The sequence below is a fragment of the Roseovarius sp. EL26 genome, from assembly GCF_900327775.1.
Lineage (GTDB): Bacteria > Pseudomonadota > Alphaproteobacteria > Rhodobacterales > Rhodobacteraceae > Roseovarius.
In genome coordinates this window covers 1,031,220-1,056,928 of record NZ_OUMZ01000007.1, presented here as the reverse complement: position 1 = coordinate 1,056,928, position 25,709 = coordinate 1,031,220, and the positions used below count along the sequence as shown (strand labels likewise).

At 53.8% G+C, this 25,709-nt stretch carries 20 protein-coding genes and 1 tRNA gene; 12 read left to right on the top strand and 9 right to left on the bottom strand.

The window, feature by feature from the left end:
• The first annotated feature begins 380 nt into the window (after positions 1–380).
• The 6 genes from lon to D9A02_RS12985 all read left to right on the top strand — a co-directional run bounded on the left by lon (position 381) and on the right by D9A02_RS12985 (position 6,427).
• Positions 381–2,792, top strand: coding sequence for an endopeptidase La (gene lon / locus D9A02_RS13010; protein ID WP_120501367.1), 2,412 nt, complete (start codon positions 381–383; stop codon positions 2,790–2,792).
• A gap of 184 nt (positions 2,793–2,976) precedes the next feature.
• Complete coding sequence (locus D9A02_RS13005; protein ID WP_120501366.1) at positions 2,977–3,558, top strand: histidine phosphatase family protein; 582 nt, start codon at positions 2,977–2,979, stop codon at positions 3,556–3,558.
• Positions 3,559–3,590: 32 nt separating this feature from the next.
• Positions 3,591–4,187 carry a histidine phosphatase family protein gene (locus D9A02_RS13000; RefSeq protein ID WP_120501365.1) on the top strand — a complete coding sequence of 199 codons (597 nt, stop codon included), beginning with the start codon at positions 3,591–3,593 and terminating at the stop codon, positions 4,185–4,187.
• 79 nt (positions 4,188–4,266) lie between these two features.
• A tRNA-Val gene (locus tag D9A02_RS12995) sits at positions 4,267–4,342 on the top strand.
• 580 nt (positions 4,343–4,922) lie between these two features.
• Positions 4,923–6,014 carry a ribosome small subunit-dependent GTPase A gene (gene rsgA, locus D9A02_RS12990; protein ID WP_120501364.1) on the top strand — a complete coding sequence of 364 codons (1,092 nt, stop codon included), beginning with the start codon at positions 4,923–4,925 and terminating at the stop codon, positions 6,012–6,014.
• 179 nt (positions 6,015–6,193) lie between these two features.
• Positions 6,194–6,427: a Flp family type IVb pilin gene (locus D9A02_RS12985; protein ID WP_254054632.1), complete on the top strand. Its 234-nt coding sequence runs from the start codon at positions 6,194–6,196 to the stop codon at positions 6,425–6,427.
• A gap of 21 nt (positions 6,428–6,448) precedes the next feature.
• Here the strand turns inward: D9A02_RS12985 and D9A02_RS12980 are convergent, their stop codons facing one another.
• Entirely contained in the window at positions 6,449–6,796 is a 348-nt protein-coding gene (locus tag D9A02_RS12980) for a helix-turn-helix domain-containing protein (RefSeq protein ID WP_120502527.1), read from the bottom strand.
• Between the two features lie 72 nt (positions 6,797–6,868).
• On the opposite strand from D9A02_RS12980, the gene D9A02_RS12975 reads away from it, so the two are divergent.
• Positions 6,869–7,759: a DMT family transporter gene (locus D9A02_RS12975; RefSeq protein WP_120501363.1), complete on the top strand. Its 891-nt coding sequence runs from the start codon at positions 6,869–6,871 to the stop codon at positions 7,757–7,759.
• A 322-nt stretch (positions 7,760–8,081) separates the two neighbouring features.
• On the opposite strand, the gene D9A02_RS12970 is transcribed toward D9A02_RS12975, so the two are convergent.
• Positions 8,082–9,461, bottom strand: a complete 1,380-nt coding sequence (locus D9A02_RS12970; RefSeq protein WP_120501362.1) for an FAD-binding oxidoreductase — start codon at positions 9,459–9,461, stop codon at positions 8,082–8,084.
• A gap of 96 nt (positions 9,462–9,557) precedes the next feature.
• Here D9A02_RS12970 and D9A02_RS12965 point away from each other — a divergent pair, with 96 nt between their 5' ends.
• On the top strand, positions 9,558–11,249 hold the full coding sequence (locus D9A02_RS12965) for a chloride channel protein (protein WP_120501361.1): 1,692 nt from the start codon (positions 9,558–9,560) through the stop codon (positions 11,247–11,249).
• A 124-nt stretch (positions 11,250–11,373) separates the two neighbouring features.
• Here the strand turns inward: D9A02_RS12965 and D9A02_RS12960 are convergent, their stop codons facing one another.
• Genes D9A02_RS12960 through D9A02_RS12950 form a run of 3 tightly spaced genes read right to left on the bottom strand, consistent with a single transcriptional unit; the run spans position 11,374 to position 14,888 of the window.
• Positions 11,374–12,678: an FAD-dependent oxidoreductase gene (locus D9A02_RS12960; RefSeq protein WP_120501360.1), complete on the bottom strand. Its 1,305-nt coding sequence runs from the start codon at positions 12,676–12,678 to the stop codon at positions 11,374–11,376.
• Positions 12,679–12,687: 9 nt separating this feature from the next.
• Complete coding sequence (locus D9A02_RS12955) at positions 12,688–13,029, bottom strand: DUF427 domain-containing protein (RefSeq protein ID WP_120501359.1); 342 nt, start codon at positions 13,027–13,029, stop codon at positions 12,688–12,690.
• 56 nt (positions 13,030–13,085) lie between these two features.
• Positions 13,086–14,888 carry an aminopeptidase P family protein gene (locus tag D9A02_RS12950; RefSeq protein WP_120501358.1) on the bottom strand — a complete coding sequence of 601 codons (1,803 nt, stop codon included), beginning with the start codon at positions 14,886–14,888 and terminating at the stop codon, positions 13,086–13,088.
• A 283-nt stretch (positions 14,889–15,171) separates the two neighbouring features.
• Here D9A02_RS12950 and D9A02_RS12945 point away from each other — a divergent pair, with 283 nt between their 5' ends.
• The gene (locus tag D9A02_RS12945) at positions 15,172–15,954 is read left to right on the top strand and encodes a hypothetical protein (RefSeq protein ID WP_120501357.1); all 783 of its coding nucleotides are present in this window, start codon (positions 15,172–15,174) and stop codon (positions 15,952–15,954) included.
• A gap of 116 nt (positions 15,955–16,070) precedes the next feature.
• On the opposite strand, the gene cobT is transcribed toward D9A02_RS12945, so the two are convergent.
• The 3 genes from cobT to D9A02_RS12930 all read right to left on the bottom strand — a co-directional run bounded on the left by cobT (position 16,071) and on the right by D9A02_RS12930 (position 20,262).
• A complete protein-coding gene (gene cobT, locus D9A02_RS12940; RefSeq protein ID WP_120501356.1) occupies positions 16,071–17,948 on the bottom strand; it encodes a cobaltochelatase subunit CobT in 1,878 nt (625 codons plus the stop codon).
• A 73-nt stretch (positions 17,949–18,021) separates the two neighbouring features.
• Positions 18,022–19,008 carry a cobaltochelatase subunit CobS gene (cobS, locus tag D9A02_RS12935; protein WP_120501355.1) on the bottom strand — a complete coding sequence of 329 codons (987 nt, stop codon included), beginning with the start codon at positions 19,006–19,008 and terminating at the stop codon, positions 18,022–18,024.
• A 243-nt stretch (positions 19,009–19,251) separates the two neighbouring features.
• Positions 19,252–20,262: an AraC family transcriptional regulator gene (locus D9A02_RS12930; protein WP_120501354.1), complete on the bottom strand. Its 1,011-nt coding sequence runs from the start codon at positions 20,260–20,262 to the stop codon at positions 19,252–19,254.
• A gap of 219 nt (positions 20,263–20,481) precedes the next feature.
• Here D9A02_RS12930 and D9A02_RS12925 point away from each other — a divergent pair, with 219 nt between their 5' ends.
• Positions 20,482–21,954: an arylsulfatase gene (locus D9A02_RS12925; RefSeq protein ID WP_254054631.1), complete on the top strand. Its 1,473-nt coding sequence runs from the start codon at positions 20,482–20,484 to the stop codon at positions 21,952–21,954.
• A 50-nt stretch (positions 21,955–22,004) separates the two neighbouring features.
• Here the strand turns inward: D9A02_RS12925 and D9A02_RS12920 are convergent, their stop codons facing one another.
• Positions 22,005–22,631 (bottom strand): J domain-containing protein, encoded by a 627-nt coding sequence (locus D9A02_RS12920; RefSeq protein WP_120501352.1) that lies wholly within the window; start codon positions 22,629–22,631, stop codon positions 22,005–22,007.
• 471 nt (positions 22,632–23,102) lie between these two features.
• On the opposite strand from D9A02_RS12920, the gene guaB reads away from it, so the two are divergent.
• Both guaB and D9A02_RS12905 read left to right on the top strand, forming a co-directional pair.
• Positions 23,103–24,551 carry an IMP dehydrogenase gene (gene guaB, locus D9A02_RS12910; protein WP_120501350.1) on the top strand — a complete coding sequence of 483 codons (1,449 nt, stop codon included), beginning with the start codon at positions 23,103–23,105 and terminating at the stop codon, positions 24,549–24,551.
• Complete coding sequence (locus tag D9A02_RS12905) at positions 24,551–25,708, top strand: RsmB/NOP family class I SAM-dependent RNA methyltransferase (RefSeq protein WP_120501349.1); 1,158 nt, start codon at positions 24,551–24,553, stop codon at positions 25,706–25,708. Before guaB ends, D9A02_RS12905 begins: the two co-directional genes overlap by 1 nt.
• Position 25,709 lies beyond the last annotated feature (1 nt).

Sequence of the window (25,709 nt, the reverse complement as noted above, 5' to 3'; positions counted from 1 at the left end):
GCGCTCAAATTAGCGCATTTACCCGAAATGACGCCGGGTAAGGAAAGCCTGAATAGGTGAGTGGCGGGTTTTGGTGTATGATGCAGGTGTACTGGGATGTCTGCATTGTGAGTTATATTATGAGCTATACTATTTTTGCCTTTATGTGGGCTTCGGTCGCCGTGTTAGCTGCTATGGCACTGGGCTGAAGAAAACGTAAAGAGAATTTGAGACGAATGCATTGATTTGCGGCTTGCTCCTGTTAAGCCGACAAGGCATTGTTGCCCGAATATGGTTGAAATTCGGACACGCGCTGCCCACATCAATCATGTCAAACGGAGAAGGCCGGGGTTGCTGATTATTCGGGGCCGGAGCTTTCTTGCTTAATACAGGATATAATAATGCCAGAATTCCTTAATGCGTCGCTTCCCGTATTGCCCCTGCGCGATATCGTGGTGTTTCCGCATATGATTGTGCCGCTCTTTGTCGGGCGTGAAAAATCTGTGCGTGCCCTTGAAGAGGTGATGCAGGACGATAAACAGATTTTGCTGGCCAGCCAGATTGATCCAAGCGAGGACGATCCCGAAGCGGAGGGTATTTACCGCTCTGGTGTTCTGGCGAATGTACTGCAGCTACTGAAACTGCCAGATGGCACTGTTAAGGTGTTGGTCGAAGGCGTTGCGCGCATTCAAATTGATGAATACCTAGAAAATGATAGTTTTTTTGAGGCCCGCGCCGCGTTCCTTGAAGAGGAGCTGGGTGATGAGGCCACGATCGAGGCGTTGTTGCGCACCGTAACAAGCGAGTTCGAGCGCTACGCCAAGGTCAAAAAGAACATCCCTGAAGAAGCACTGGCAACGATTTCCGAAACCACCGAGCCGGAAAAACTGGCCGATCTGGTTGCCGGGCATTTGGGCATTGAAGTCGCGCAAAAGCAGGAACTACTTGAGACGCTTTCGGTCAGTGAGCGGCTGGAAAAGGTCTATGGCCTGATGCAGGGCGAAATGAGCGTTCTGCAGGTTGAGAAAAAGATTAAAACCCGCGTCAAATCGCAGATGGAACGCACCCAGCGTGAATATTATTTGAATGAGCAGATGAAAGCCATTCAGAAAGAGTTGGGCGACGGGGAAGAGGGCGAAGGTGAGATTGCCGAGCTTGAGGCGCGCATTAATGACACCAAACTGTCAAAAGAAGCGCGTGAAAAAGTCGACGGCGAGCTGAAGAAGCTCAAGAACATGTCACCGATGAGTGCTGAAGCCACCGTTGTGCGCAACTATCTGGACTGGATCCTGTCCATTCCATGGGGTGTGCGCAGCCGGGTCAAAAAGGATCTGAGTAAAGCCGAAGAGGTTCTGGATATCGATCACTACGGCCTCGAGAAGGTCAAAGAACGGATCGTTGAATACTTGGCAGTACAGCAACGATCCAAAAAGCTTAAAGGCCCGATTATGTGCCTTGTTGGCCCGCCGGGCGTGGGTAAAACCAGCCTTGGTAAATCTGTGGCCAAGGCAACGGGACGCGAATTTATCCGCATCTCACTGGGCGGAGTGCGCGACGAATCTGAGATCCGCGGTCACCGTCGGACTTATATAGGGTCGATGCCCGGTAAGATCATTCAAGCACTGAAAAAAGCCAAGACCACCAACCCGCTAATCTTGCTCGACGAGATTGACAAGATGGGGCAGGACTTCCGTGGTGATCCAGCCAGTGCGATGCTTGAAGTTCTGGACCCAGAACAAAACAACACCTTCATGGATCACTACCTTGAGGTAGAATATGATTTGTCGAACGTGATGTTCCTGACCACCTCGAACAGCTACAACATGCCCGGGCCACTGTTGGACCGGATGGAGATCATTCCGCTGGCGGGTTACACCGAGGACGAGAAAACCGAGATCGCCCGACGCCACCTGATCACCAAGCAGGTCAAAAATCATGGTTTAAAAGCCAAGGAATTTTCCCTTAAGGATGATGCTTTGCTGGATATAGTACGTCACTATACCCGCGAGGCTGGGGTGCGGAATCTTGAGCGTGAGATCGCGAAAATTGCCCGTAAAGCCGTGACCAAAATCGTTAAGAAAGAGGCAGAAGTAATTGAAGTTACATCAGAAAATATTTCTGACTATCTTGGCGTTAAAAAATTCCGCTATGGTCTGGCGGAGGATCGCGATCAGGTAGGTGTTGTTACTGGTCTGGCCTACACATCCGTTGGCGGTGAATTGCTGAACATCGAGGCCCTGCGCTTGCCGGGCAAAGGCCGGATGAAAACCACGGGTAAGCTGGGCGATGTGATGAAGGAATCGATCGATGCCGCGTCCAGTTACGTGCGCTCAATCGCGCCACAGATCGGGGTGAAGCCACCGAAGTTTGACAAGATGGATATCCACGTTCACGTGCCCGAAGGGGCAACGCCAAAAGACGGGCCAAGTGCCGGTCTGGCGATGGTGACATCGATTGTGTCGGTTCTGACAGATATCCCTGTACGCAAAGATATCGCTATGACGGGTGAGGTCACATTGCGTGGCAATGCCTTGGCCATAGGTGGGCTCAAGGAAAAGCTGTTGGCGGCGCTACGTGGCGGCATCAAAACGGTTCTGATCCCTGAAGAGAACGAAAAGGATTTGGCTGAAATCCCGGACAATGTAAAACAAGGGCTGAAAATCATCCCAGTTACACATGTCTCTGAGGTGCTCAAACTGGCCCTGACTGGAGAGCCTGAACCGATCGAATGGGATGAAGCCGCCGAAGAGGCCGCCGCCGCCGAAGCCGCGCTTAAAGTCGGTACAGGTGGGGCGGGCGCAACCGCGCACTAATCGTTGATCATGCATAAAATAAAGGGCGCTGTTGTAGCGCCCTTTATTGTTTTTATGTGATTGTTAGGTGCTTTCGGTAGCAGCCCTTGAGACGCGATTTATGATCCATTATGGATTATGGAATCGTAATTTTGTGCTACCTGATCATTCGCGTGGCACCCGTGAAACATAGTGATTTGCGCTGATGAACCAAGCCTTCCCAGAGCTTTGGATTTTACGCCATGGCGAGACCGAGTGGAATGTCCTTGGGCGCCTGCAGGGGCTGTTTGATAGTCCGCTGACCGAATGTGGCCTAGCACAAGCCGTGCGGCAGAGAGAAATCTTGAAAGCTGCGTTGCCAGAGCAAGGTGTGCAGGCTTTTTCGAGCCCGGCCAAACGGGCGCTGCAGACCGCAGAAATAGCGATGGACGGGCGTAACTGCCATATCAAAACTGATCCGGCCTTGCAGGAAATAGCAATCGGGGGTTGGTCGGGGATGACCGTCGCCGATATTAAATCGGCGAATCCTAATCTGGAACATTCTGATGATCCGCATGTCTGGAAGTTTCAGGCTCCGGATGGTGAACGACAGGAACAAATGCAAACCCGGTTAGAAGGGTTCCTGCACCGGCTTGAGGGCCCCAGCGTAATTGTAACCCATGGGGTGACTTCGCGGATGCTGCGCTGTCTGGTGTTGGGTTTAGACATCTCTAATTTGTCACAGGTTCCCGGCGGGCAGGGCATGGTACATCACATTCAAGGCGGGCAAGCCGAGGTGTTGCAATAATCCCTTTTGGGTAACGACGAAGTGGAACAGATGTGACCTTACCGCCAATCTATGTGCTTAGGCATGGCGAAACAATTTGGAACGTCGAGCGCCGCCTGCAGGGCCGTCGCGATTCCGCTTTAACGGAACGTGGACATGCACAGGCTGAAGCACAGGGGCGGTTGTTGCAAGCGCTGCTCAAGGACATTCCAACGCCAGATGTCTATTGCAGCCCGCTCGGCCGCACACGCCAGACCGCGCAGATTGCCTTGCAAGGAATTGATCTGGAAGTGAAATATGATGCGCGCCTGCAGGAGGTATCGGCTGGAGAATGGGAAGGACGCACAAGGCCTGATTTATTTGAAGAACTTGGAATGGAAGACGGTCCAAGCACCGAATTTACCTTGTTTACCAATGCTCCGGGCGGCGAATCCGTGGCGGAGTTGCAAGCACGTTGCACATCCTTTTTGAATTATTTGACCGGACCCACAGTTGTCATCACCCATGGCGTCACGGGCTTGATGTTGCGCGCATTGGCCTTGTGCCTGGATGATTCAGATATGCGCCAACTTGAACGCGGACAGGGGTGTATTTACCGTCTGCAAGATGGGTCTGAGATCTGCCTGAAAGAAAACGAAGTGCGGATCTGAAAGGTTTTTCAAAAATCCTGCATTTTCCGTCTCAAGGGGGCTTGCGCCCACCCTCAGGCTTAGTTATGACCCGCCTCACGGGTGATTAGCTCAGTTGGTAGAGCGCTTCGTTTACACCGAAGATGTCGGGAGTTCGAGCCTCTCATCACCCACCATCCCTTCTGCTAAATGTATAAAGTACTTACACTGATTGCATAATTATCTATGCGCTTTGTGTATCTGTGTCCGCTGCACTTAGACGATGAAGATGTCTCCAACCAACGGAGATACAGACAATGGCTACAGTGAATAAACAGCCAAACGACGTTGAATCGCGACAATGCTTGGGAGGATATACGGCGGGCTCTGTCTGCTGTTACGTGCGTGGAGGAATGTGCAGGAAGTGTATCTTTGGCAATCTGGTCTGTAGAAGGAGCAGGGGGTTCCTTTGTCGACAAAATGCTCGGATATGGCTGGAGCTTTCACGCTATGCGCGGGTGAACTCTTAGCGGCCTTGAAAGTGACGCGTAGGCATTTTAGACGAGACGTAATCGCAATGGAGATTTCATGCCCTGTTAATGTGGGGAGGCAGCAACCCTCCCGGTACAAAATCGATGGAAGATACTGTGCTGCCAAATCGATTTGATGGGCAACATTTGGCGGACTTGAGGTTTTGTAATATCATTACACAATAACACTATAAGCCGGGGTGGACCCTTAAGGTGTCCCGTGGCTTTGACATGAAAGATATCCCCAATGACAAGGGACTATTCCAAATTTCTTCCACCCAGCATGAGCGGTGGAGGGGAGAAGCGTGAGAGGCCAACCATCGAGACGCTGGGGTGGCAACCTTGTTTTGCCCAACAGATCAGCCTTGAAGAGCTGACTGAAACCCCACCGGTTCGGGTGATCGAAGTGCATCGCAGTGGCCTACATGTTGTTGGCAATGACATTGACACAACCATTGCACCGATCTCGAAGGTGACGGTTGGTGACTGGCTGTTGTATGACGCGCAGGATTCGGGTGCGAGCCGTGTTTTGGAACGCAAAAGCCTGTTGAAGCGGCGCGCGCCGGGGACGGAACGGGTGGCGCAGCTGATCGCGGCCAATATTGACACGGCTTTTATTGTCACATCTTGCAATCAGGATTTTAATGTCGCGAGGCTAGAGCGGTATATCGCCTTGATCCTTGAGGCCGAAATCACGCCGGTGATCATCCTGACCAAGAGTGATTTGGCGGTGTCTGCTGCGGAGTATCTAGCGCAGGCGCAGGCGATCTCGGAGCTGGTGCAGGTGGTGGTGCTTGATGCGCGTGGGGATGAACCCAAGGTGAAGCTTGCGCCGTGGTGTGTGCCGGGTAAAACGGTGGCCTTTCTGGGGTCATCCGGGGTGGGTAAATCGACCTTGACCAATGCGTTGACGGGGACCCAATTGATTGAAACGCAGGCTATTCGCGAAGATGATGACAAGGGGCGGCATACCACGACTCGGCGGCAATTGCATGTTGTGCCGGGGGGCTGCGTGGTTCTGGACACACCTGGGATGCGCGAGCTGCAGTTGACTGATGTGGCGGCGGGCATTGAGAACTTGTTTGCGGATCTGCACAGTCTTGCGGGGCAATGTAAGTTCAATGACTGTGCGCATGATGCAGAGCCGGGATGTGCGGTTTTGAAGGCGCTTGACGAAGGCGCGATCGACGCCGCACGCCTGGGTCGCTGGCGCAAGCTGATGGCGGAGGAGGAGTTCAACTCGGCCAGTCTATCGGAGCGCAAGTCAAAAGATAAAGCCTTTGGCAAGACCGTCCGTATGATCCAAAAGCAGAGCAAAAGAAGAAAGGGCAAGCAATGATACGCGAATATCATACCATTGATTTTGATGCTCTTTGGTGTGCTGGATCATTCTATTTGTGGGCGGCTTGATCGCGCAATACTGGATTGTATGAATTATTCAGAAGGTAGCCACACAATAGCCATGCTTGACAATCATGAGTTGTAAATTAATAAGGCCTTTTGCTTTAAGGAGGGAGCGTGTTATGCACCCTGCTTATGGGGTGGATGGTAACGTGGTTGGGGCGGTATATGGCAAGATACTTCAAACAATTATGGCAGAACCAAGATGGCGCAGTAAGTGTTGATTGGGTGGTTTTGACCGCGATGATCGTTGGCTTGATTGCTGCAGCATTCTCTGGTGTTGAGGGGGGCGTAGCTGCTTTGACCACTAAACTTATGGAATATCTGCAAAACCTTACGGTTGGTGTCTGATATCGTAGATTGCGGGTGTCGTTACATCGCGATCGTAAGTTGCAACTTATCGGCCCAATGTCTGGCGAACGGGCCAAAGGGTTTCAGCAGATGAAACAAATCAACACCCGTTGGTGAAAGTTGATACCCCTCTGAACCACGTTCAATAAACTGACTTTCGCGCAATTCTTTGAGGCGTTTGTTCAGCACGGTGGGGGACACAGATTCGCATTTGTCCTGTAGCTGACGAAATGTCAGCGGACCTGCAGAAAGCTGCCAAAGTATTCCTAAAGCCCAACTTCGACCAAGCAGGTCAAACAGTGCCATGATCGGTTTTCCGGATTTTGACCCGCGTACAGGTGCGCCGGGGAGAGGGGTGGTTTGGGGCATCATATCCTCTTGCTATCTTTTGTGTAGCAAATTATTGCTATCAAATATGTAGCGGATCCGAGGGGCCATGTCATGTTTATTTTGCCATTGTGCGCGGCTGTTGGGGCATCCACCGGCTGGGCGGTTGGGATTGTTCTTGCGCAGGCCCCGGCACGGGCGCTTGGCGCGTTTGAATTTACCCGGATACAGCTGATTGTCTGCGCCGCGCTGCTGGCGGTGATTTGCACCGTCTTTGGCCTTTGGCACAGTGTGGCTTGGGCGTATTGGCCTGCTTTTGTCGTCAGCATTTGTTTTGGTATCATTTTGGGCAATCTGGCGATGATCGAATGCCTGCGGCGTGGCGGCCCCCGACGGACAGAGCTGCTACTGACGTTCAAAGGTGTATTTGTGATGATCATGGCCTACCTCTGGCTGGGGGAGGCGATCGAATACAGCGACCTGTTGGGAGCGGCCGTTGTTCTATGCGGAGTATTTCTTGCAATCCAATATGGCAGTGATGAGGTCGGGGAAACCGATCATCTTACTGGTTCTATAATGTCGGTGATCGTGTTGGGGCTTGTGGCAACGGCCTGTCAGGGCATGGGGTTCTTGATTATGAAACCGGCTATGCAAGCAGGGACGGAACCGCTGGCAGCCTCGGCCATTCGGTTGCTTGGTGCAGCCTTGATCATATCTGTTGTCGGGCTCTGGCCGGCACAGATCTTCCGACCGCAGGCTGAAATGACACCCCAGTTGGTGTGTCAAACTATTGTGCCGGGCGTTATTGGCTATGCGGTGTCATCGTCTTTGCTGCTTTATGCCTTTGCCCATTATCATGCGGGCGTTGTTGCCGTGCTTGGGTCTTTGTCGCCTGTGTTGGTGTTATTTGTGATCTGGATAAAAGAAGGCACGCCGCCGGGCATTTTGGCGATGTTGGGGGCGACGCTTGCGGTGTTGGGCATGGGCATAATTGTAATCGCCTAAATTGGTTTGAACCAATATTTATTAACCATTGTGAAGCTGGGGCAGCCCACAGGCCGTGATCATATTATGGCAAAAGAGATGGGATGATATGCCTTATTACTTTGGAAATAGCCTAGAGGCGAATTTGGTTGCCGATGCTATTCAGGATGCCATGAGTGCGCAGTGCAAGGTGCCGGCAATTGCGCTCGGAACTAGGGAAATTTCGTGAGTTTCACTGGGGAACGCGGGATAGATTACTCTGGTCTACCTGCAAGGTTATTAGGCATCTTGGTGAAAGGCACAGGTCGGCTGTAAAGCCTTTTCGAAACCTCCACCAAATTCATTAATTCCTTGACGGCACCAGTTTGCCTGGGTTCATGATGTTTTTGGGATCAAGTGTTTGTTTGATCATGCCCATCACACCCCAAGCGGCGCCATGTTCTTGCGCCATGTATTTTTGTTTGCCCAGACCGATGCCATGTTCACCAGTGGCGGTACCGTCGAATTCAAGTGCGCGTTCTACCAAGCGATGAGAGGCTTTAACTGCGCGTTCTTGTGCGTCTGTGTCGCCCTCATCAAACAGCAGAGTGGCGTGAAAATTGCCATCGCCAACATGGCCCAATATGGGGGCTGTTTCATAACCCAGCTCTGCCAGATCATGGCGGGCGGCGTTGATCGTCTCGGATAGGCGCGAGATTGGCACGCAGACATCAGTTACTAAGGCCTGTGCGCCGGGGCGAGTGGCCAGAATTGCGTGATAGGCACTGTGCCGCATGGCCCAAAGGGCGCGGCGGTCTTCCTCTTGCTTGGCCCATTGGAAACCTGCGCCGCTGTGATCTGCGGCAATGTCGCCAAACAGCGTGGCTTGTTCATCCACGGCACTGTTTGAGCCGTGAAATTCCACCAGTAAATGCGGCTGCTCGGGCAGGTTCATCTGGGAATAAGCGTTCACGGCACGTACTGAATAAGTGTCCATCAGCTCAATTCGGGCCATGGGCAGGCCCATCTGGATGGTTTCCGTCACCGCGTTCACCGCGTCCAAGACCGTGGGAAAAGCGCAGACGGCGCCCGATATCGCCTCGGGTTGGCCGTGAAGGCGCAGGGTGAGCTCGGTGATCAGACCCAAGGTGCCTTCGGCTCCGACAAACAAGGCAGTGAGGTCGTAACCAGAGGAGGATTTACGGGCTTTGGTGCCGGTGCGGATGATTTCTCCGTTTGCGGTGACCACCTCAAGCGCCTGCACATTGTCGCGCATGGTGCCATACCGGACCGCCGTGGTGCCGGAGGCGCGGGTGGAGGCCATGCCGCCCAACGTGGCATTGGCACCGGGGTCGACCGGGAAAAACAGACCTGTGGCGCGTAGCTCTTCGTTGAGGGCCTCGCGGGTAACACCGGGCTGAATGGTGACGCTCATGTTCTCGGGGTGGACGGCTAGGATGGCGTTCATTTGTGAAAAATCCACGCAAACCCCACCTGAGATGATCTGAGTTTGCCCTTCGAGTGAGGTGCCAACGCCCCAAGCCACAATCGGGCAATGATGGCGGGCACAAATGCGAGTGATTTGTGCAACTTCATCGGTGGTTGCCGGATAGGCCACGGCATCTGGCGGCGAGAGCGGGAAATGGGTCTCACTTCTGCCGTGAATATCCAGATCAGACGTGGACAGGCTGAGGCGTTGCCCTAATAATGAGGTTAATTCGACAATCGCGGCCTGAAGTTCCATATCCTGCCTTTCGTTTGGATGACCTGCGCAGTTTAAGTGTATACTGTGGAACAGGAAAGGGCGCTTTGATCCGCGATTCAACTGGGCAGATATGGTATGCAGGATTCTGAGGTACGTGCGCTGTTGCGCGACAAAGCGCAAGAGGCGCGTGCTGGTTTGCGCACGGCTTGGAAAACGCTGCGCCAGCGAGGCCCCAGTCAGTTTCAATTTTGGGTTATTGCCCTAATAATTGGTATTGCAGCGGGTAGTGCCGCGTTGTTTTTTCGAAAGTCTATCAATGCATTACAGCGTTTTTTTTATGGAACAGATGACGTACACCGGTTGCATAGCTTTGCGCTGGAACTTCCTTGGTATTGGATTCTTTTGGTGCCAATGGTGGGTGGTTTTGTTGTTGGGATAATATTGCACAAGCTGACCCCGGATGCGCGGGTGCGGTCCGTTGCTGACGTGATCGAAGGGGCCGCCATAAATGATGGCCGGGTTGAGACAAAAGCAGGTCTTGGATCAGCGCTGGCCTCTTTGGTGACGTTGGGAACTGGCGGGTCCAGCGGGCGAGAAGGCCCGGTGGTGCATATGGCGGGGATGATTTCGACCTGGGTCAGTGATAAAATCGCGGCCAGTGGTATCACTAGCCGTGATTTGTTGGGCTGCGCAGTAGCGGCGGCGGTGTCGGCCTCATTCAATGCGCCGATTGCCGGGGCGCTATTCGCGCTTGAGGTGGTGTTGCGTCACTTTGCAGTGCACGCCTTTGCGCCCATCGCAATTGCCAGTGTGGCCGGCACGATCATCAACCGGATCGAATTTGACGAAACTGCCGAATATGCTTTGCCTTTGGCAAATACGTTGGAATTCTACGTCGAGCTGCCAGCGTTCTTGTTGTTGGGTTTGCTCTGCGGTCTGGTGGCCACGGCGTTGATGCATTCGATTTTCTTTGCCGATGACCTGGCCAGCCGCGTGCAAGACCGTTTGCGATTGCCACGCTGGCTGCGCCCAACAATTGCGGGGCTAATGCTTGGGGTCCTCGCGATTTGGTTTCCGCATATCATTGGGGTTGGCTATGAAACTACCTCGGCGGCATTGACGGGTGAGTTGTTGCTGTGGGAGGCGATCGTGTTCACTGTGCTTAAGGTGTTGGCTGTGGCCATTACCATCGGTGGGCGCATGGGGGGTGGTGTGTTTTCGCCCTCGTTGATGATTGGTGCGCTGACCGGACTAGCCTTTGGTTTGATCGCAACAGCGATTTTTCCACAAGTATCGGGATCACACACGCTCTATGCGCTTGCGGGGTTGGGGGCTGTGGCAGCGGCTGTTCTTGGTGCGCCAATTTCTACAACGCTGATTGTGTTTGAGCTGACCGGAGACTGGCAGACCGGGCTTGCGGTGCTGGTGGCGGTGTCGATGTCAACCGCACTGGCATCGCGATTGGTTGAACGGTCGTTTTTCCTGACACAGTTGGAACGACGTGGCGTGCATCTGGCTGCCGGACCTCAGGCCTATTTGCTGGCGATGCACCGTGTGGCCAAACTGATGCGGCCACTGGGAACAGACACAAGCCCAACCGAGGAGGCCTGTTGGGGGTTGATCGAGGATGGGATTTACATCGATGGCAATGCCACTTTGGAGTCGGCCATGCCAATATTTGAACGCAGCAATGTTTCGTACATTCCGGTTGTGACCTTGGCCGGAGAGGGCGAAGCGGCAGAATTATGGGGCACTTTGCATCAGGTCGACGCACTGTGGGCGTTCAACCGGTCGTTGGCTGAGGTGTCAGCAGAAGAGCACCGGTAAGTTTGTCCCGTTAAGATGTGCGCCTGCGGCGCGCAGTATGTCTCGTTGTCGACCTCTGGCCTCCGCCTCGGGCATGTCTCCGCCGGAGATATTTATGGTCAGATGAAATGAACGGATCAACGGGTTAATTCAGGCGAGATTGCCCAAGGCCGTTGATACCTTGTTTTGTCAGGGCAGCGATCAGGTCTTGGGTGTCGACGTTTTGAACCGTGTGGTTTTCAGAGATAGCCTGTGCTGCAGCGGTGCCGGTGGCTTGGCCCATGGCGATGCATTGCGGCATGCCGCGCACTGAGGCAAAGGCTACTGGGTCAGCGCAGATGATGCGACCGGCGAACATCAGGTTGGTGATGGCCTCAGGGACAAGGGAGCGGAAGGGAATGGTATAATAGGAGCCGTAATCAACGATGGCCTCGTGGGTCATGTCATCGTCACCGCGCATGACGTCATCGATCGGGTTGTCGCAGCAGACGATGCCGTCTTCGAACTTGCGGGCGCGGGCGAGGTCTTGTGCCGTGATGCGGTAAATCGCTTCGAGCTTGCGGGTTTCGCGGACACCGACGGTGGGTGAAAGCATTGACATATGGGCATTCTCGAACCCCGGCACATCAGATCGCAGAAATTGTGCAAGTTGATGGCAGCGGCGGCGACCTTCTTGTGCGGCCTTGCCGACGGCGACCGGATCGGTGCCATCAACGCCGCGAATGTGGACCGAGTTGCAAAACACGTTCCCCTTGTGAAAGGCTTTCATCAGGTAAAGCTGGGACAGATCAGGGTGCAGACGCCCCTCGGCGATGCCTGTACTGGCATATTTTGTGAAATATGGGTCAGGATCTGAAAAAGCGCGGCCCCAATCGACGCCAATCATCATAAATGAAATCGTCACGCCCATCATGTTGCCGCTAGCGTCACCCAGCGTGTAAGGCACGCCCGCCTTGGCGGAAATGTCGCCATCCCCGGAGCAATCGATCACGATTTTGGGCTCGATGGTAAACGGTCCGTTGCGATCATAGCATTGGACTGCGGCGATCTGGTTGCCTGACATGTCAGGGGCGGAGGCGGCCGCATTCAGGCGGGTTTTGACGCCAGCCTCTTCGAGCATTTCGAACATCGTCAGGGTGGCGATGTCGTGGTCATAGATGATCTCAGGCCCGAAATTCTCAAGCGTACAGGGGCGTTTTTCCGCAGCGGGAGGCGTCATGGCCTCTAGCCGCTCGGTCAGTTCCTGCATTAATCCACCGATGATCCGGCCTACTGGATAGGCCGCGCCCCAAGGCATGCCGGGGCAAAAGGCCATGACACCACCGACTTTGCTGGTGGCTTCAAGCAAGGTGACATCCAGACTTTGGCGCCCGGCGGCAACAGCCGCGCCAAAGCCGGCGGTGCCGCCGCCAATGACCAGAACATCAGTGTGTTCGATACGTTCGTTCATGGGTGGGGGTTAGACCCGTTCAACCGTTACGTCGTCATTGGAATAGAACGCCAAATGACCTTTGATCGGCTCTGCTGCGTCAGTTGGGGCCTCGTAGCTCCAACCGGCGTTGTCTATGGTTTTGCTTTTGGTGACGATGGAATAATAGCTGGCATCGCCTTTGCGTGGGCAAAAGCTGGTGCGTTCGCTGTCATCAAGAAACGCCATGGCGATATCAGAGCGCGGGAAGTAAATCACATCGTCATGGCCAGCCTCAGACAGCTCAAGCGCGTTTTTGCTTTCTGCCAGAACGGCACCACCTGCGCGGACGGTCCATGTGCCTGCTGCTTTTCTGATCGTGATCTCTGACATGTTCATTCCCTTTGTTGGTCTTATTTATTATCGCCGTTTTTTGTAACAGAACTGTATTACACGGGCTGGGTCGCTTGTTCCAGCCATAGCTGAGTTTCTTGGTCCAGCAGAGGCGTGATCTTGTCGCGGCAGGTGCGGTGGTATGCGTTGAGCCAGTCCCGCTCGGGCCCGCTGAGCATTTCTACTTTGATCAGTCGCTTGTCGATGGGCACAAAATTAAGTGTCTCAAAACACAGCTTGCCGGTTTGATCGCCGCCGGGCAGCAGATCGGCGGCTGTGACCACCACCAGGTTTTCGATGCGGATGCCAAAGGCACCCTCGCGGTAATAGCCCGGCTCATTTGAGACGATCATACCGGGTTCAAACGGGACATGGCTAACCTTGGACAGACGTTGTGGCCCTTCGTGCACGCAAAGATGCACACCGACGCCGTGGCCAGTACCGTGATTGTAGTCCTGATCAACCAGCCACAGTGGATAACGCGCAATGGCGTCGAGATCACGGCCCGCGAGCCCAACAGGGAAGCGCAGGCGGGAAATGGCGATCATGCCTTGCAGGACACGGGTAAAAGCCTGTTTTTCATCGTCACCGACTTTGCCCACTGGCAATGTGCGGGTGATGTCGGTGGTGCCATCCAGATATTGCCCGCCGCCATCCAGCACCAGTAATTCGCCGTCTTGCAAGGTGCGGTTTGAGCTGTGGCTGACCCGGTAATGCGACATTGCCCCATGCGGGCCGGTGCCGGCGATGGTATCAAAACTGATATCCAGCAGCTTGCCAGTTGCGGCGCGACAACCTTCGATCTTGGTGACCACGTCGATCTCGGAGATTGTGTCTGGGGGCTGTGCGTCAAACCAGCATAAAAATTCACAGACCGCCGCACCATCGCGTAGATGTGCCGTCCGGGTGGCGTTGATCTCGGCCTCAGTTTTGCATGCCTTGGGCAGAACGCAGGGATCGGGTGCAAACGCGTAAGGCACCTCTGAGGCTTCCAGCTCTTGCACGATCCACAGCGGGGCGCTGGTGTCATCCAATCGCACAGGACCGGTCAGGCTGCGCAGGGCAGGGCCAAAGGCGTGGGGCGGGCGAATGGTGATGTCCGCACCGAGGTGGGTTTTAACCGTGTCGTCAAGTTTTGCGTCTTCGATAAAGAGCGTGAGGTGGCCGGTGTCGTGCAGGATGGCAAAGGCATGGGCCACGGGATTGCGGGGGATATCACACCCCCGGATATTCAAAAGCCATGCGATGGAGTCGGGCAGGGTGAGAATGGCGGATTCTTGACCCGCGGTTTTGAGATCAGTCGCGAGGCGGGCACGTTTGTCTTCGTGGGAGTCGCCGGCAAATTCATCTGGGTAAACTGAAACTTTGCCTTGGGGCGGTGCGGGCTGATCGGTCCAAATGCGGTCAATCAGATTGTCATGCGGTTTCAGGCTGATGGCGCTGCTTTCAAGCCCTTTCTCAATCGCTTTGATCTGCGACGGCGTGTAGTGCAGAGGATCGTAACCCAGGACGCCACCATTGGGCATTTGCGAGCGCAACCAATCGGCGGGCAGGTTCTCAGGCCAGTCGACGGGGGTGAAATGATCCTCATCGACTTGCATCTTGACCTGTACGGTGTAACGCCCGTCAATAAAGATACCGGCAATGTCTGCCAGCGCGATGCAAAACCCGGCGGAGCCTGTAAAGCCGGTCAGATAGGCCAGACGTTCATCACAGGCCGCGACATATTCACCCTGATGGGCATCCGCGCGCGGGATCATGAATCCGCCGAGGCCATCCTTGACCATCTCTTCGCGGAGTTGCGCCAGACGAGGAGGGCCTTGTTGAGGGCTGGCGGTGTCATGGAAGTTTTGGAACATGCTGATCCTCTTGGTCTGTGTTGGGGATACCGTGCTGAGGCGTTGGAGAAATGTCCAGAGGAGATGGTGCTGAAGTATGAAATTAGCAGAGGATTTAAGGCCTTACTCATGGTTGATGTTTCGATTCAATACCAGCTTTGAACCCTTAGGTACCAAGTCAAATTGCAATTTGAACTGGAATTTGATAGCAATTCAATGTCTGAAAACTGGATAGGATAACCGGGTACATGAAGTTCAACTGAGCAAAATCTGAATCTTTTACTATGCTCACAGGAGAACAATCATGTCTTCCGATTCCAATTCGGCTGCGCGCCACGCAAGCAAAAATTACACTATTTTCACATTATTAGAACGTCCTGAACTTTTTGATGAACATCAAAACGTAGGTGGCTCAGCATGGCCTGAGTTCATGGTTCATGATCCGGTTGCAATAGCAAACTGGGACAAGATGATGAGCTATTTTTCTAACGATCAACTTTCTCTCGTGATCGAGGATCAAATTGCTGCGGTTGTTAATATGGTTCCCCTTTGCGTCGAAGGTGATCTAACCAAATTGCCTGATAGAGGTGTGGATTGGGGTGTAGAGAAATCGGTGCTGGATCATGAAAATGGAACGCCACCAAACGCGTTGATGGGCCTGCAAGTCGTTGTTGGAAAATCGTTCCGTGGGCAGAAACTCAGCATATCAGCAGCAAATGAGATGGTTGAACACGCAAAACGAGCGGGACTTGAGTACGTTGTGCTGCCCATTCGACCTAACGATAAACAAAATTACCCGCTGATCCCCATGGATCAATACATCAAATGGACGACTCCGGCGGGGCATCCCTTTGACGGTTGGCTGCGAGTTCATCAACGTTTGGGTGGTGAAACAATCAATGTGTGTCACAAATCAATGAGCATCCCCGGAACCATTTCCGACTGGGAAAGCTGGACAGGTCAGAAATTTCCCGGATCGGGTAGCTATGTTGTTCCCGGCGCCCTTAATCCAATTGAAATTGATACTGATCAAAACGTCGGGCGATACGTGGAGCCAAATGTTTGGGTAGTTCATCGTGTAGAATAGTAAGCCAGTATGGCCTTGCATGTGCTAACCGTTTGCGGGTGATTGGCCAAACACCCCCATCAAATCAATGGCAGCAAAGTCCCGCATAGCGCACGTGAAGGATTGGCTCGCCTTGGCTAAATCGCGCGCCGCATCCCCATCACACGAGCGCGGGCGCGGGGGTCGTTGTCAAACAGGGCGGCCAATTGTTCGGTCATCGCGCCGGCCAGTTGTTCGGCATCTGTGATGGTGACCGCACGTTGATAATAGCGCGTCACGTCATGACCGATGCCGATGGCCAGCAGTTCAACCTGCTTGCGTTTTTCGACCATGGCGATGACGTCGCGCAGGTGCTTTTCCAAGTAATTTGCGGGGTTAACGGACAAAGTGCTATCGTCCACCGGGGCACCATCCGAGATCACCATCAGGATCTTTCGGGCCTCCTGACGGGCAACGGTACGGCGGTGGGCCCATTCGAGCGCTTCGCCATCGATGTTTTCTTTGAGCAGGCCTTCTTTCATCATCAGACCCAGATTGGCGCGGTTGCGCCGCATCGGGGCGTCAGCCGATTTATAGATGATATGGCGCAGATCATTCAGGCGCCCGGGCAGCTGTGGGCGACCCTCATTGAGCCAGTTTTCACGGCTTTGGCCACCTTTCCACGCACGAGTGGTGAAGCCAAGGATCTCGACCTTGACGTTGCAGCGTTCCAGCGTGCGAGCCAGAACATCGGCGCAGATTGCAGCGATCGAGATCGGGCGGCCGCGCATAGAACCAGAGTTGTCTAGCAAAAGGGTCACGACGGTGTCGCGGAATTCGGTGTCTTTTTCGACCTTGAAGCTGAGTGGCGTGGTCGGGTTGGCGACAACTCGCGCCAGACGGCCCGCATCAAGCGTGCCCTCTTCCAGATCGAATTCCCAACTGCGGTTTTGCTGGGCTTGTAGGCGACGTTGTAATTTGTTGGCCAGTCGACTGACAGCACCTTTGAGGGGCTCAAGTTGTTGATCCAGATAGGCACGCAGGCGTTCCAGCTCGGCTTGCTCTGCCAAGTCGATTGCGTGAATTTCTTCATCGAATTCAGTGGTGTAGACGTTATATTCAGGATCAGCATCCGAGATATTCTGCGGTGCAGGTGGCTCGAGCGGGGCTTCGCCTTCTGGCAATTCCTGCTCTTCACCGTCTTCCTGTTCAGCCATCTCGTCGAGGCTGACCTGCGCCTGAGACTGGTCTTGCTGTTCTTCCTGACTTTGCTCTGGGTCGGCGTCGGATTCTTCTTCCTCGCCTTGGTCTTCACCGGTGCTATCAGGATCTTCTTGATCTTCGCTGTCTTCTTCGGCCTCGTCTTGTTGGTCTTCATCCAGCGCGTCGGGATCATCGCCCAATTGATCACCGTAACCCAGATCATCGATAATCTGGCGTGCAAATTTGGCAAATTCACTTTGATCTGAAAGCTTTGCTTGCAGATCTTCAAGTGTTCCGCCGGCCTGATCTTCGATGAAACCTTGCCACAGCTCCATCACGTTTTGCGCAGCGGGTGGCAGATCACGCCCTGTGGCCAGATGGCGGATCAGATAGCCAGCGGCCACAGGCAATGGCGCATCCGAGGCCTCGCGGATCTGATCATAGCCACGGCGTTGCGCCTCGGCGCCGATTTTGGCATCGATGTTGCCTGCAGTGCCGGGCATATGACGTGCGCCCAGCGCCTCACAACGCGCAGTTTCCATGGCATCATAAAGCTCTCGCGCCATTTCACCGGGAGGAGAATAGCGGGCGTCTAGCTTGTTGTTGTGATATTTGTGTTTCAGGGCAAGCGCATCCGCGGTGCCGCGTGCTTGCAGGACCTCATCACGGCTCATCCGGCGGCTAACCTGAGGCAAGCGCATCGCATCGCCGGACACGCCTGACGGATCAACGGTATAGGTGATCTTCAACTCACTGTTGTCGGCCATTACTTTGGTGGCCTCAGCAAGGGCTTTCTTGAACGGATCAGCAGGGCTATCAGATGGTTTTCTCATGGTCGGATCCGTTCCATCAGGTATACAAGTCTGGGAATAGGATCTTTAGAGGTCATCCTATTCCCTGCTGACATCACCCCAGGCTCATGCTGGCAGCGCTTTCGGGCAGTTCTTCGTCAAAGCAACGCTGATAGAACTCGGCCACGGTCTGACGTTCCAGCTCGTCACATTTGTTGAGGAAGCTGAGGCGGAAGGCATAGCCGACATCGCGGAAGATGTGGCTGTTTTGCGCCCAGTTGATCACGGTTCGTGGGCTCATCACAGTCGACAGATCGCCATTCATAAACGCCGTCCGCGTCAGATCGGCAACGGTAACCATCTGGCTGATGGTGTCGCGGCCTTCGGCGGTGTTGAACAAAGGCGCCTTGGACAGCACGATATTGGTTTCGGCGTCGTGGCTGAGGTAGTTCAGCGTGGCGACCAGTGACCAACGGTCCATCTGGGCCTGGTTGATTTGTTGGGTGCCGTGATACAGCCCGGTGGTGTCACCCAGACCAACTGTGTTGGCGGTGGCGAACAGACGGAAGTTCGGGTTCGGCGTGATGATCTCGTTTTGATCCATCAGGGTCAGTTTGCCGTCGGTTTCCAGAACACGCTGGATCACGAACATCACGTCAGCGCGACCGGCATCATATTCATCGAACACGATAGCCACAGGGTTGCGCAGGGCCCAAGGCAGGATGCCCTCGTGGAATTCGGTGACCTGCTTGCCGTCGCGCAGTTTGATAGCGTCTTTGCCGATCAGGTCGATCCGGCTGATGTGGCTGTCAAGGTTCACGCGGACACAGGGCCAGTTCAGGCGGGCAGCGACTTGTTCGATATGGGTGGACTTGCCCGTGCCGTGATAGCCCTGAACCATGACGCGGCGGTTATGCGAAAAGCCGGCCAAAATCGCGAGGGTGGTATCTGGGTCAAATTTATAAGTGCTGTCGATCTCTGGCACGCGATCTGAGGGCTCAGCAAAGCCTTTGATCGTCATATCCGTATCTATTCCAAACACGTCGCGGACGGAAATCTCTTCGTTCGGTTTTGCGTTCATATCCAGGTTTCCGTCAGCCATTTCAGACCCTTCTCAAATCATGTGTCGGCAATTCAGAATGTGGTGCAACAAATTGACCAAAAGGACAAGGGGAATGACGGGATTTCCTGATCATATGATCAGGAGTTTTATAAGGCCAGATTGAAAGGCTTTTAAAATGGTTAGGTCAAATAGGCGTGGTCAAAATGAGTGACTTTAGGCAGATCTATGCTTGTTTGTGCAGTCAAAGCAGGGATTAAACAGCCTTTTTGATGTGTCTAGTGATCACAAACAAAGGTCCAAATCATTTTGACGGCGGTATTGGGATGGGCTTAATTGGCTGTGTTTACGAAAGGCACGGGTGAAGTTGGCGTGGTCGGAATAGCCAAGTGATACAGCAATTTGTGTAACTGATAGATGGCTTTCAATGAGCAGGTTTTGAGCGCGCGTCATAATCACCTGATTTCGCAATTGCCGATAGGTCAGTCCATGTTTGCGTAAAAGCCGTTGCAGGCCTTGCACGCCTAACCCGCAGTGCTGGGCGACGCCGTCAATATCAGACAGATTGTCCAGCAGGCGCATGGTGATGATTTGCTGAATAGATGCAATCGGATCGTTTGGTTTATCGTTGTGCGTCGAAGCGGCAATCATTTCGTAGGTCAGCGGATTTCTGGCCTGAGGAGGGGCTATTGATGCATTGCATAGGCTGGAGGTATTAAACCAAAGCGCCAGACAAGGCTGCGCAAAAAAGGCAGGGCTCTCTAGTGCGGCAGCAAGGCGGGATGCATCAGGATCTTTTGGGTAGTCCAGATCAATTCTTATTGGTTGCCAAGCTGCGCCCAGATAGTGGCGCAGAAACCGTGTCATTGCCCCAACCAGATGGTCCGTATGATGTGGGCCAAAGGCGCTGTCAGGCGGGCGTTTGTAGCACCATGCGGACCGTTCACCTTGTTGATGCAGGAACAATCGGCTGCCGGTTTGCTGACTGTTCGACGTGCGACTGGCGCGTTGTAATGCTTCAGATAGAGTTCGGCCTTGGGCGCAATACTGGAGCCATAAGCCAAATTCCTTGGGGGACATGTTTTGCCCCACATCAAGGCCAAAGCATCGATCCCCGGCGCTTAGGGCGGCCATGTCAAACAGGCCGCACATAGAACGCAAAGGGATCGCCGTTTGCCTGTCTTCTATAACGCCGAGCGGTACAGCATTGGCTTCAAACACCTTTCTTAAGGGGCCAAAGCCTGCTCTTTTTTCGAGAAGTACTGGCAACGGACCGAGCCCAGTTGCCTTGGTCATAGGAACAAACGCCAAGCGATACCCCTTGTGCTGACAGGAAATGACAAGCGCACCCCCTTTGGGGATTTATACTGTCGATAGGCATCAAATGGGTCAAGCGCTTTGGCCTTTTCGATGAGGCCAGGTAATTCGAAAAAGGAATTTGTGATGAGACTAAGGCAGGTTTTATATGTTGGGTTGACTTGCGGGGGTGCGATATTCGGGCTTTCGGATGCAGCTATGGCACAGGATAAGCCGATGAATTTCCTAGTGATTTGGGGTGATGACATCGGGATGTGGAACATTAGTGCTTATAATCAGGGTATGATGGGGTATGAGACCCCCAACATCGACCGGATCGCAAGTGATGGCATGTTGTTTAGTCATGCCTACGGCGAACAATCCTGCACCGCGGGGCGCGCCTCGTTTGTAACCGGCCAAAGTGGGTTTCGAACTGGGCTGCTCAAAGTTGGCCTTCCAGGCGCAAAAGAAGGGATGTCTGAGAAAGATCCAACGATCGCAGAATACATGAAGTCTAAAGGTTACATGACTGGCCAGTATGGGAAAAATCATCTGGGGGATCGTGATGAACATCTACCTACAAACCACGGATTTGATGAATTTTTTGGCAATCTTTATCATTTAAATGCGGAAGAAGAGCCGGAGAGTGTCGATTATCCCAAGGATCCAGAATTTAAGGAGAAGTTTGGGCCCCGTGGGGTCATTCGCTCATCTTCAGATGGTGCAATCGAAGATACTGGGCCGCTGAATCGTAAGCGTATGGAAACCATTGACGAAGAGGTGACCGCTGGTGCGCTTGATTTTATGGATCGCGCAACCTCTCAGGATAAGCCTTTCTTTCTATGGTATAATTCGACTCGTATGCACATCAACACCCATCTCAAAGAAGAAAGTCAGGGAGTGACAGGTCTGGGGGTATATCCGGACGGTATGGTGGAACATGATGGCATGGTGGGTGAGTTACTTGATAAGCTTGAAGAGCTGGGTATAGCCGACAATACCGTTGTGATGTATTCCACGGATAACGGGGCAGAGGTGTTTAGTTGGCCAGACGGTGGTACAACACCATTCCGCGGCGAAAAGAACGATAATTGGGAAGGCGGTTACCGCGTTCCAATGATGCTCAAGTGGCCGGGAGTTATCGATGCTGGCAGCAGAACCAGCGAAATCATCAGCCATCTGGACTGGTTTCCAACCTTCATGGCCGCGTTGGGCGATCCGGATATGAAAGAGAAGATGTTGGAAGGACCGCAATTTGGTGAAGACAACAGCAAGGTGCATTTGGACGGATATAATTTCCTGCCGTTCTTTTCGGGTGAGACCGAGGAGGGGCCACGCAGAGAGTTCTTTTACTTTTCGGATGGTGGAGATCTGGTGAACCTGCGTTACAACCGTTGGAAAGTGGTCTTTGCAGAGCAGCGCGCAGAAGGCTTTGACGTCTGGGAAGAGCCGTTGACGTTTTTACGCCTGCCAAAGATCCTTGATTTATATAGTGATCCCTTTGAGCGGGCCCCGGAAGAAGCTGCAGGATACGCTGCTTGGCGGCTAGAGCGTCTATATCTTTTGGTGCCTGCGCAGGCTTTTGTCGGCAAATTCTTAAGCACGTTCCAAGATTATCCACCGCGTCAGAAGCCGGCCAGCTTTTCAATTGATCAGGTTTTGTCAACGTTGCAGAGCAACCAAGGCGGTTAGCGATGAGAGCTTCTTGAAATGAGAAAGGCGCCAGATTTGGCGCCTTTTTCCTATTTAAAGCTCTTGCTTTGTTTGATCTGATCCCAGGCCCAGACGGCTTCTTGTAGCTGTTCTTCTTGAGAGCGGTCGCCGCCGTTCATGTCGGGGTGGAGGACTTTGATCAGCTTTTTATATGCTTTGCGAATCTCGGCCTTGGACCAGGTGTCCTCGGCTTGCAGAATGTCGATTGCGCGGCGCTCGGTCGGGGGTAGCTTGCGGGAATTGCCGCCACGGGTTTTGCCGGGGTTTTGTGTGGCGTTGCCACCCAGTACCTGATGTGCGTCTTCAATACCCAGACGCGCCCATGCGCGCGCCTCGGGATTGGCAAAGGATTTGGTTTCGCGTTCCCAAACCTTATCCTTGGACATCTGGGCGTTCATCTCGGCCTCGGTCGTGCCGTCGAAGAAATTCCATTTCAGGTTATATTCGCGAATGTGATCCTTGCAGAACCAAAAAAATTCATCCAGCACGTCGGGCGCTTTGGGGGCACGGTACTTACCATCCTCGGTACAGCCTTCGTGCTCACACTGGCGGGTTGAGGTTGTGGATTCGCCGGACATGCCGCGGCGGCCACGCGGGTTTTTCTTTTTTGCTGTTGAGACAGACATGTCAAAACCGAAGGGATCATTCTTAGCCATGGGCACACCTCTGCGAGTCGGAGGCCAGATTTTAGAATAAAACGCGGCGAAGAAAAGGAGTGTAATGCGAAAAAGTTGTGATAAGCGAAAAAATGATGAAAACTCAGCCGTCAAATCAGTGCAATTTGACGCGATTCACTTAACGACAATCATGCCAGAGGTCAGATTGCCAAGCGTATGCGGTGCTGATGCCGCCATAGATTTAATCATTACTGCGGCTGTTCGGGCTGTTCTTGGCATCGCCCAGTAAATTTACCACAACCGGCGCTGCCTTAAAGTCAAAATATCAAAAATGGTGGGCCTAACCTGTCGCCTTTGTATCTTAGCGAGACTATGGTTTTCCGCGTTTGTTGAATGCTTTGGCTATGGTGGCTTTTTTTGCCGCACTTGGTAAGGCACGAATTGGCTTTTCCCCAGCTCAGATTCGTGAAATAGGGAGGCGTCAAACGATCTGCCCATGGAGATGATGATATGGAGATTCGTGAGGCGCTGACCTTCGATGATGTTTTGCTTGTTCCTGCTGAGTCCAGCGTATTGCCGAATACGGCAGATACCCGGACCCGCGTAACAGCGAGTATTGACCTAAATATCCCACTTTTGAGTTCGGCCATGGATACGGTGACCGAAGCACGTATGGCCATTGCCATGGCGCAAGCAGGTGGTATGGGGGTCATTCACAAGAACCTCACCACAGACGAGCAGGCTCAGCAAGTGCGCCGGGTCAAACGGTTTGAATCCGGTGTGGTTTATAACCCGATCACCCTGACAGCAGATCAGACATTGGCGGATGCCAAAGCGTTACAAGAACGCTACCGCGTGACGGGCTTCCCTGTGGTGGATCACGATGGTCGGGTTGTGGGGATTGTGACCAATCGCGATATGCGCTTTGCCACTGATGACAACACGCCGGTCTCGGTAATGATGACCAGCGACAACCTGGCAATGATGCGCGAACCGGCTGAGCTGGAAGAAGCCAAAAGTCTGATGAAGGCGCGCCGGATCGAGAAACTGCTGGTGGTCGATGCCGCAGGCAAATTGACTGGGTTGCTGACGCTGAAAGACACAGAACAAGCCGTGTTGAACCCAACCGCTTGCAAGGATGATCTGGGTCGTTTGCGCGTGGCTGCTGCCAGCTCTGTCGGGGATAGCGGTTTTGAACGCTCTGAGGCTTTGATCGATGCCGGGGTGGATATCGTGGTGATTGATACTGCGCATGGCCATTCTGCAGGTGTGATCGATGCCGTGCGCCGGGTCAAAGCGCTCTCCAATCAAGTGCAGGTGATTGCCGGAAACGTCGCCACAGGCGAAGCCACTCGAGCGTTGATCGATGCGGGCGCGGATGCCATCAAGGTCGGTATCGGGCCCGGTTCGATCTGTACCACACGGATGGTGGCAGGGGTTGGTGTCCCACAGCTGACTGCGATTATGGATTGCGCCAAAGCGGCAAAGGATACACCGGTCATTGCCGATGGTGGCATCAAGTTCTCTGGAGATTTTGCAAAGGCGATTGCCGCGGGCGCGTCGTGTTCCATGGTTGGTTCCATGTTGGCGGGCACTGATGAGAGCCCCGGCGAGGTGATCTTGTATCAGGGCCGCTCCTTCAAGGCGTATCGCGGCATGGGCAGTCTAGGTGCCATGGCGCGTGGCTCGGCTGATCGGTATTTCCAGAAGGACGCCGCCAGTGACAAGCTCGTGCCCGAAGGGATTGAAGGGCAGGTGCCTTACAAAGGTGCTGCCGGAACTGTTGTACATCAGCTGGTTGGTGGACTGCGCGCAGCTATGGGTTATACCGGCTGCGCCACCGTGGCTGAAATGCGCCAGAATTGCAATTTCGTGCGCATCACAGGGGCGGGGCTGAAGGAAAGCCATGTGCATGACGTGCAGATCACCCGCGAAGCACCAAATTACCGAGTTGGCTGATGACACCCGCCGCGCGAGTTCAGACCGCAATTGAATTGCTGGACGAGATCCAGTCCGGGACACCGGCTGAAAAGGTACTGACGGGCTGGGCGCGACGTAGCCGGTTTGCCGGATCAAAGGATCGTTCGGCAGTACGAGACCATGTTTTTGATGTGCTGCGCCAGAAAAATAGCTGTGCCATGCAAGGTGGAGGCACGTCCGGACGGCAGCTTATGATTGGTTCGTTGCGGTTGCAGGGCATAGATCTGGAAGAGGTGTTCACCGGTGCGGGATATGCGCCTGAAGCACTGGATGCAGCAGAAAGCAACCAGCCAGAAACAGAACATGCCATTGACCTTCCAGATTGGATTGTGTCGCACATGCAGGCCGCACTTGGCGCAGAGTTCGATCAGACAGTTCAGTATCTGGGGCAGCGTGCGCCGGTCTCTTTGCGCCTTAATCTGATTAAAGCAGAGGTCGGTGCCGTGATTGAGTCCTTAGCACCCGAAGGCATTGTTGTGCGGGAATCGTCGATGTCGCCAACGGCTTTGATCGTAGTAGAGGGCGCGCGGCGCGTTGCCGGATCAAGCGCCTATCGAGATGGGTTGGTTGAATTGCAGGATGGCTCTAGTCAGGCGGCGATGGACCTTTTGCCTTTGGAGCCGGATATGCGGGTGCTGGATTATTGCGCTGGCGGTGGTGGTAAAACCCTGGCCATGGCCGCGCGGGTCAAGGCGCAGTATTTCGCCCATGATGCGAACCCCGCCCGCTTGCGCGATCTTCCCATTCGGGCCGAGCGCGCTGGCGTTGCTGTGCAGGTTCTGGATACAGAGCAGTTACAGGGTCGGCAGTTTGATTTGGTGCTGTGTGATGTGCCGTGTTCTGGTAGCGGAACTTGGAGGCGTGCCCCTGATGCGAAATGGCGGTTCACGTCAGCGCATCTGGGTGATCTGATTAATGTGCAGGCAGAAATACTGGGGATGGCTGCAAGTATGGTAAGCCCCAATGGGGTATTGGCCTATGCAACATGTTCAGTTCTGAATCAGGAAAATGAAAACCAGATCACTAATTTCTTGCAGCGCAATGACGGTTGGAGTGTGACGCAACAGACCCGTTGGCCAGTTCACCCTGAGGGGGATGGGTTTTTCCTGACTTGTTTGCAGCGGGCGGACGGGTAAA

Excerpts from the sequence above, each read along its gene's own strand:
- guaB (WP_120501350.1), top strand. The coding sequence starts at position 23,103 with ATGGAGATTCGTGAGGCGCTGACCTTCGATGATGTTTTGCTTGTTCCT.
- D9A02_RS12975 (WP_120501363.1), top strand. The coding sequence starts at position 6,869 with ATGTTTATTTTGCCATTGTGCGCGGCTGTTGGGGCATCCACCGGCTGG.
- cobT (WP_120501356.1), bottom strand. The coding sequence starts at position 17,948 with ATGAGAAAACCATCTGATAGCCCTGCTGATCCGTTCAAGAAAGCCCTT.
- D9A02_RS12960 (WP_120501360.1), bottom strand. The coding sequence starts at position 12,678 with ATGAACGAACGTATCGAACACACTGATGTTCTGGTCATTGGCGGCGGC.
- D9A02_RS12955 (WP_120501359.1), bottom strand. The coding sequence starts at position 13,029 with ATGTCAGAGATCACGATCAGAAAAGCAGCAGGCACATGGACCGTCCGC.
- D9A02_RS12970 (WP_120501362.1), bottom strand. The coding sequence starts at position 9,461 with ATGGAACTTCAGGCCGCGATTGTCGAATTAACCTCATTATTAGGGCAA.
- D9A02_RS12945 (WP_120501357.1), top strand. The coding sequence starts at position 15,172 with ATGTCTTCCGATTCCAATTCGGCTGCGCGCCACGCAAGCAAAAATTAC.
- lon (WP_120501367.1), top strand. The coding sequence starts at position 381 with ATGCCAGAATTCCTTAATGCGTCGCTTCCCGTATTGCCCCTGCGCGAT.
- D9A02_RS12950 (WP_120501358.1), bottom strand. The coding sequence starts at position 14,888 with ATGTTCCAAAACTTCCATGACACCGCCAGCCCTCAACAAGGCCCTCCT.
- D9A02_RS12930 (WP_120501354.1), bottom strand. The coding sequence starts at position 20,262 with ATGACCAAGGCAACTGGGCTCGGTCCGTTGCCAGTACTTCTCGAAAAA.
- D9A02_RS12965 (WP_120501361.1), top strand. The coding sequence starts at position 9,558 with ATGCAGGATTCTGAGGTACGTGCGCTGTTGCGCGACAAAGCGCAAGAG.
- D9A02_RS13005 (WP_120501366.1), top strand. The coding sequence starts at position 2,977 with ATGAACCAAGCCTTCCCAGAGCTTTGGATTTTACGCCATGGCGAGACC.
- D9A02_RS12980 (WP_120502527.1), bottom strand. The coding sequence starts at position 6,796 with ATGCCCCAAACCACCCCTCTCCCCGGCGCACCTGTACGCGGGTCAAAA.
- rsgA (WP_120501364.1), top strand. The coding sequence starts at position 4,923 with ATGACAAGGGACTATTCCAAATTTCTTCCACCCAGCATGAGCGGTGGA.
- D9A02_RS12905 (WP_120501349.1), top strand. The coding sequence starts at position 24,551 with ATGACACCCGCCGCGCGAGTTCAGACCGCAATTGAATTGCTGGACGAG.
- D9A02_RS12920 (WP_120501352.1), bottom strand. The coding sequence starts at position 22,631 with ATGGCTAAGAATGATCCCTTCGGTTTTGACATGTCTGTCTCAACAGCA.
- D9A02_RS12925 (WP_254054631.1), top strand. The coding sequence starts at position 20,482 with ATGGCACAGGATAAGCCGATGAATTTCCTAGTGATTTGGGGTGATGAC.
- cobS (WP_120501355.1), bottom strand. The coding sequence starts at position 19,008 with ATGGCTGACGGAAACCTGGATATGAACGCAAAACCGAACGAAGAGATT.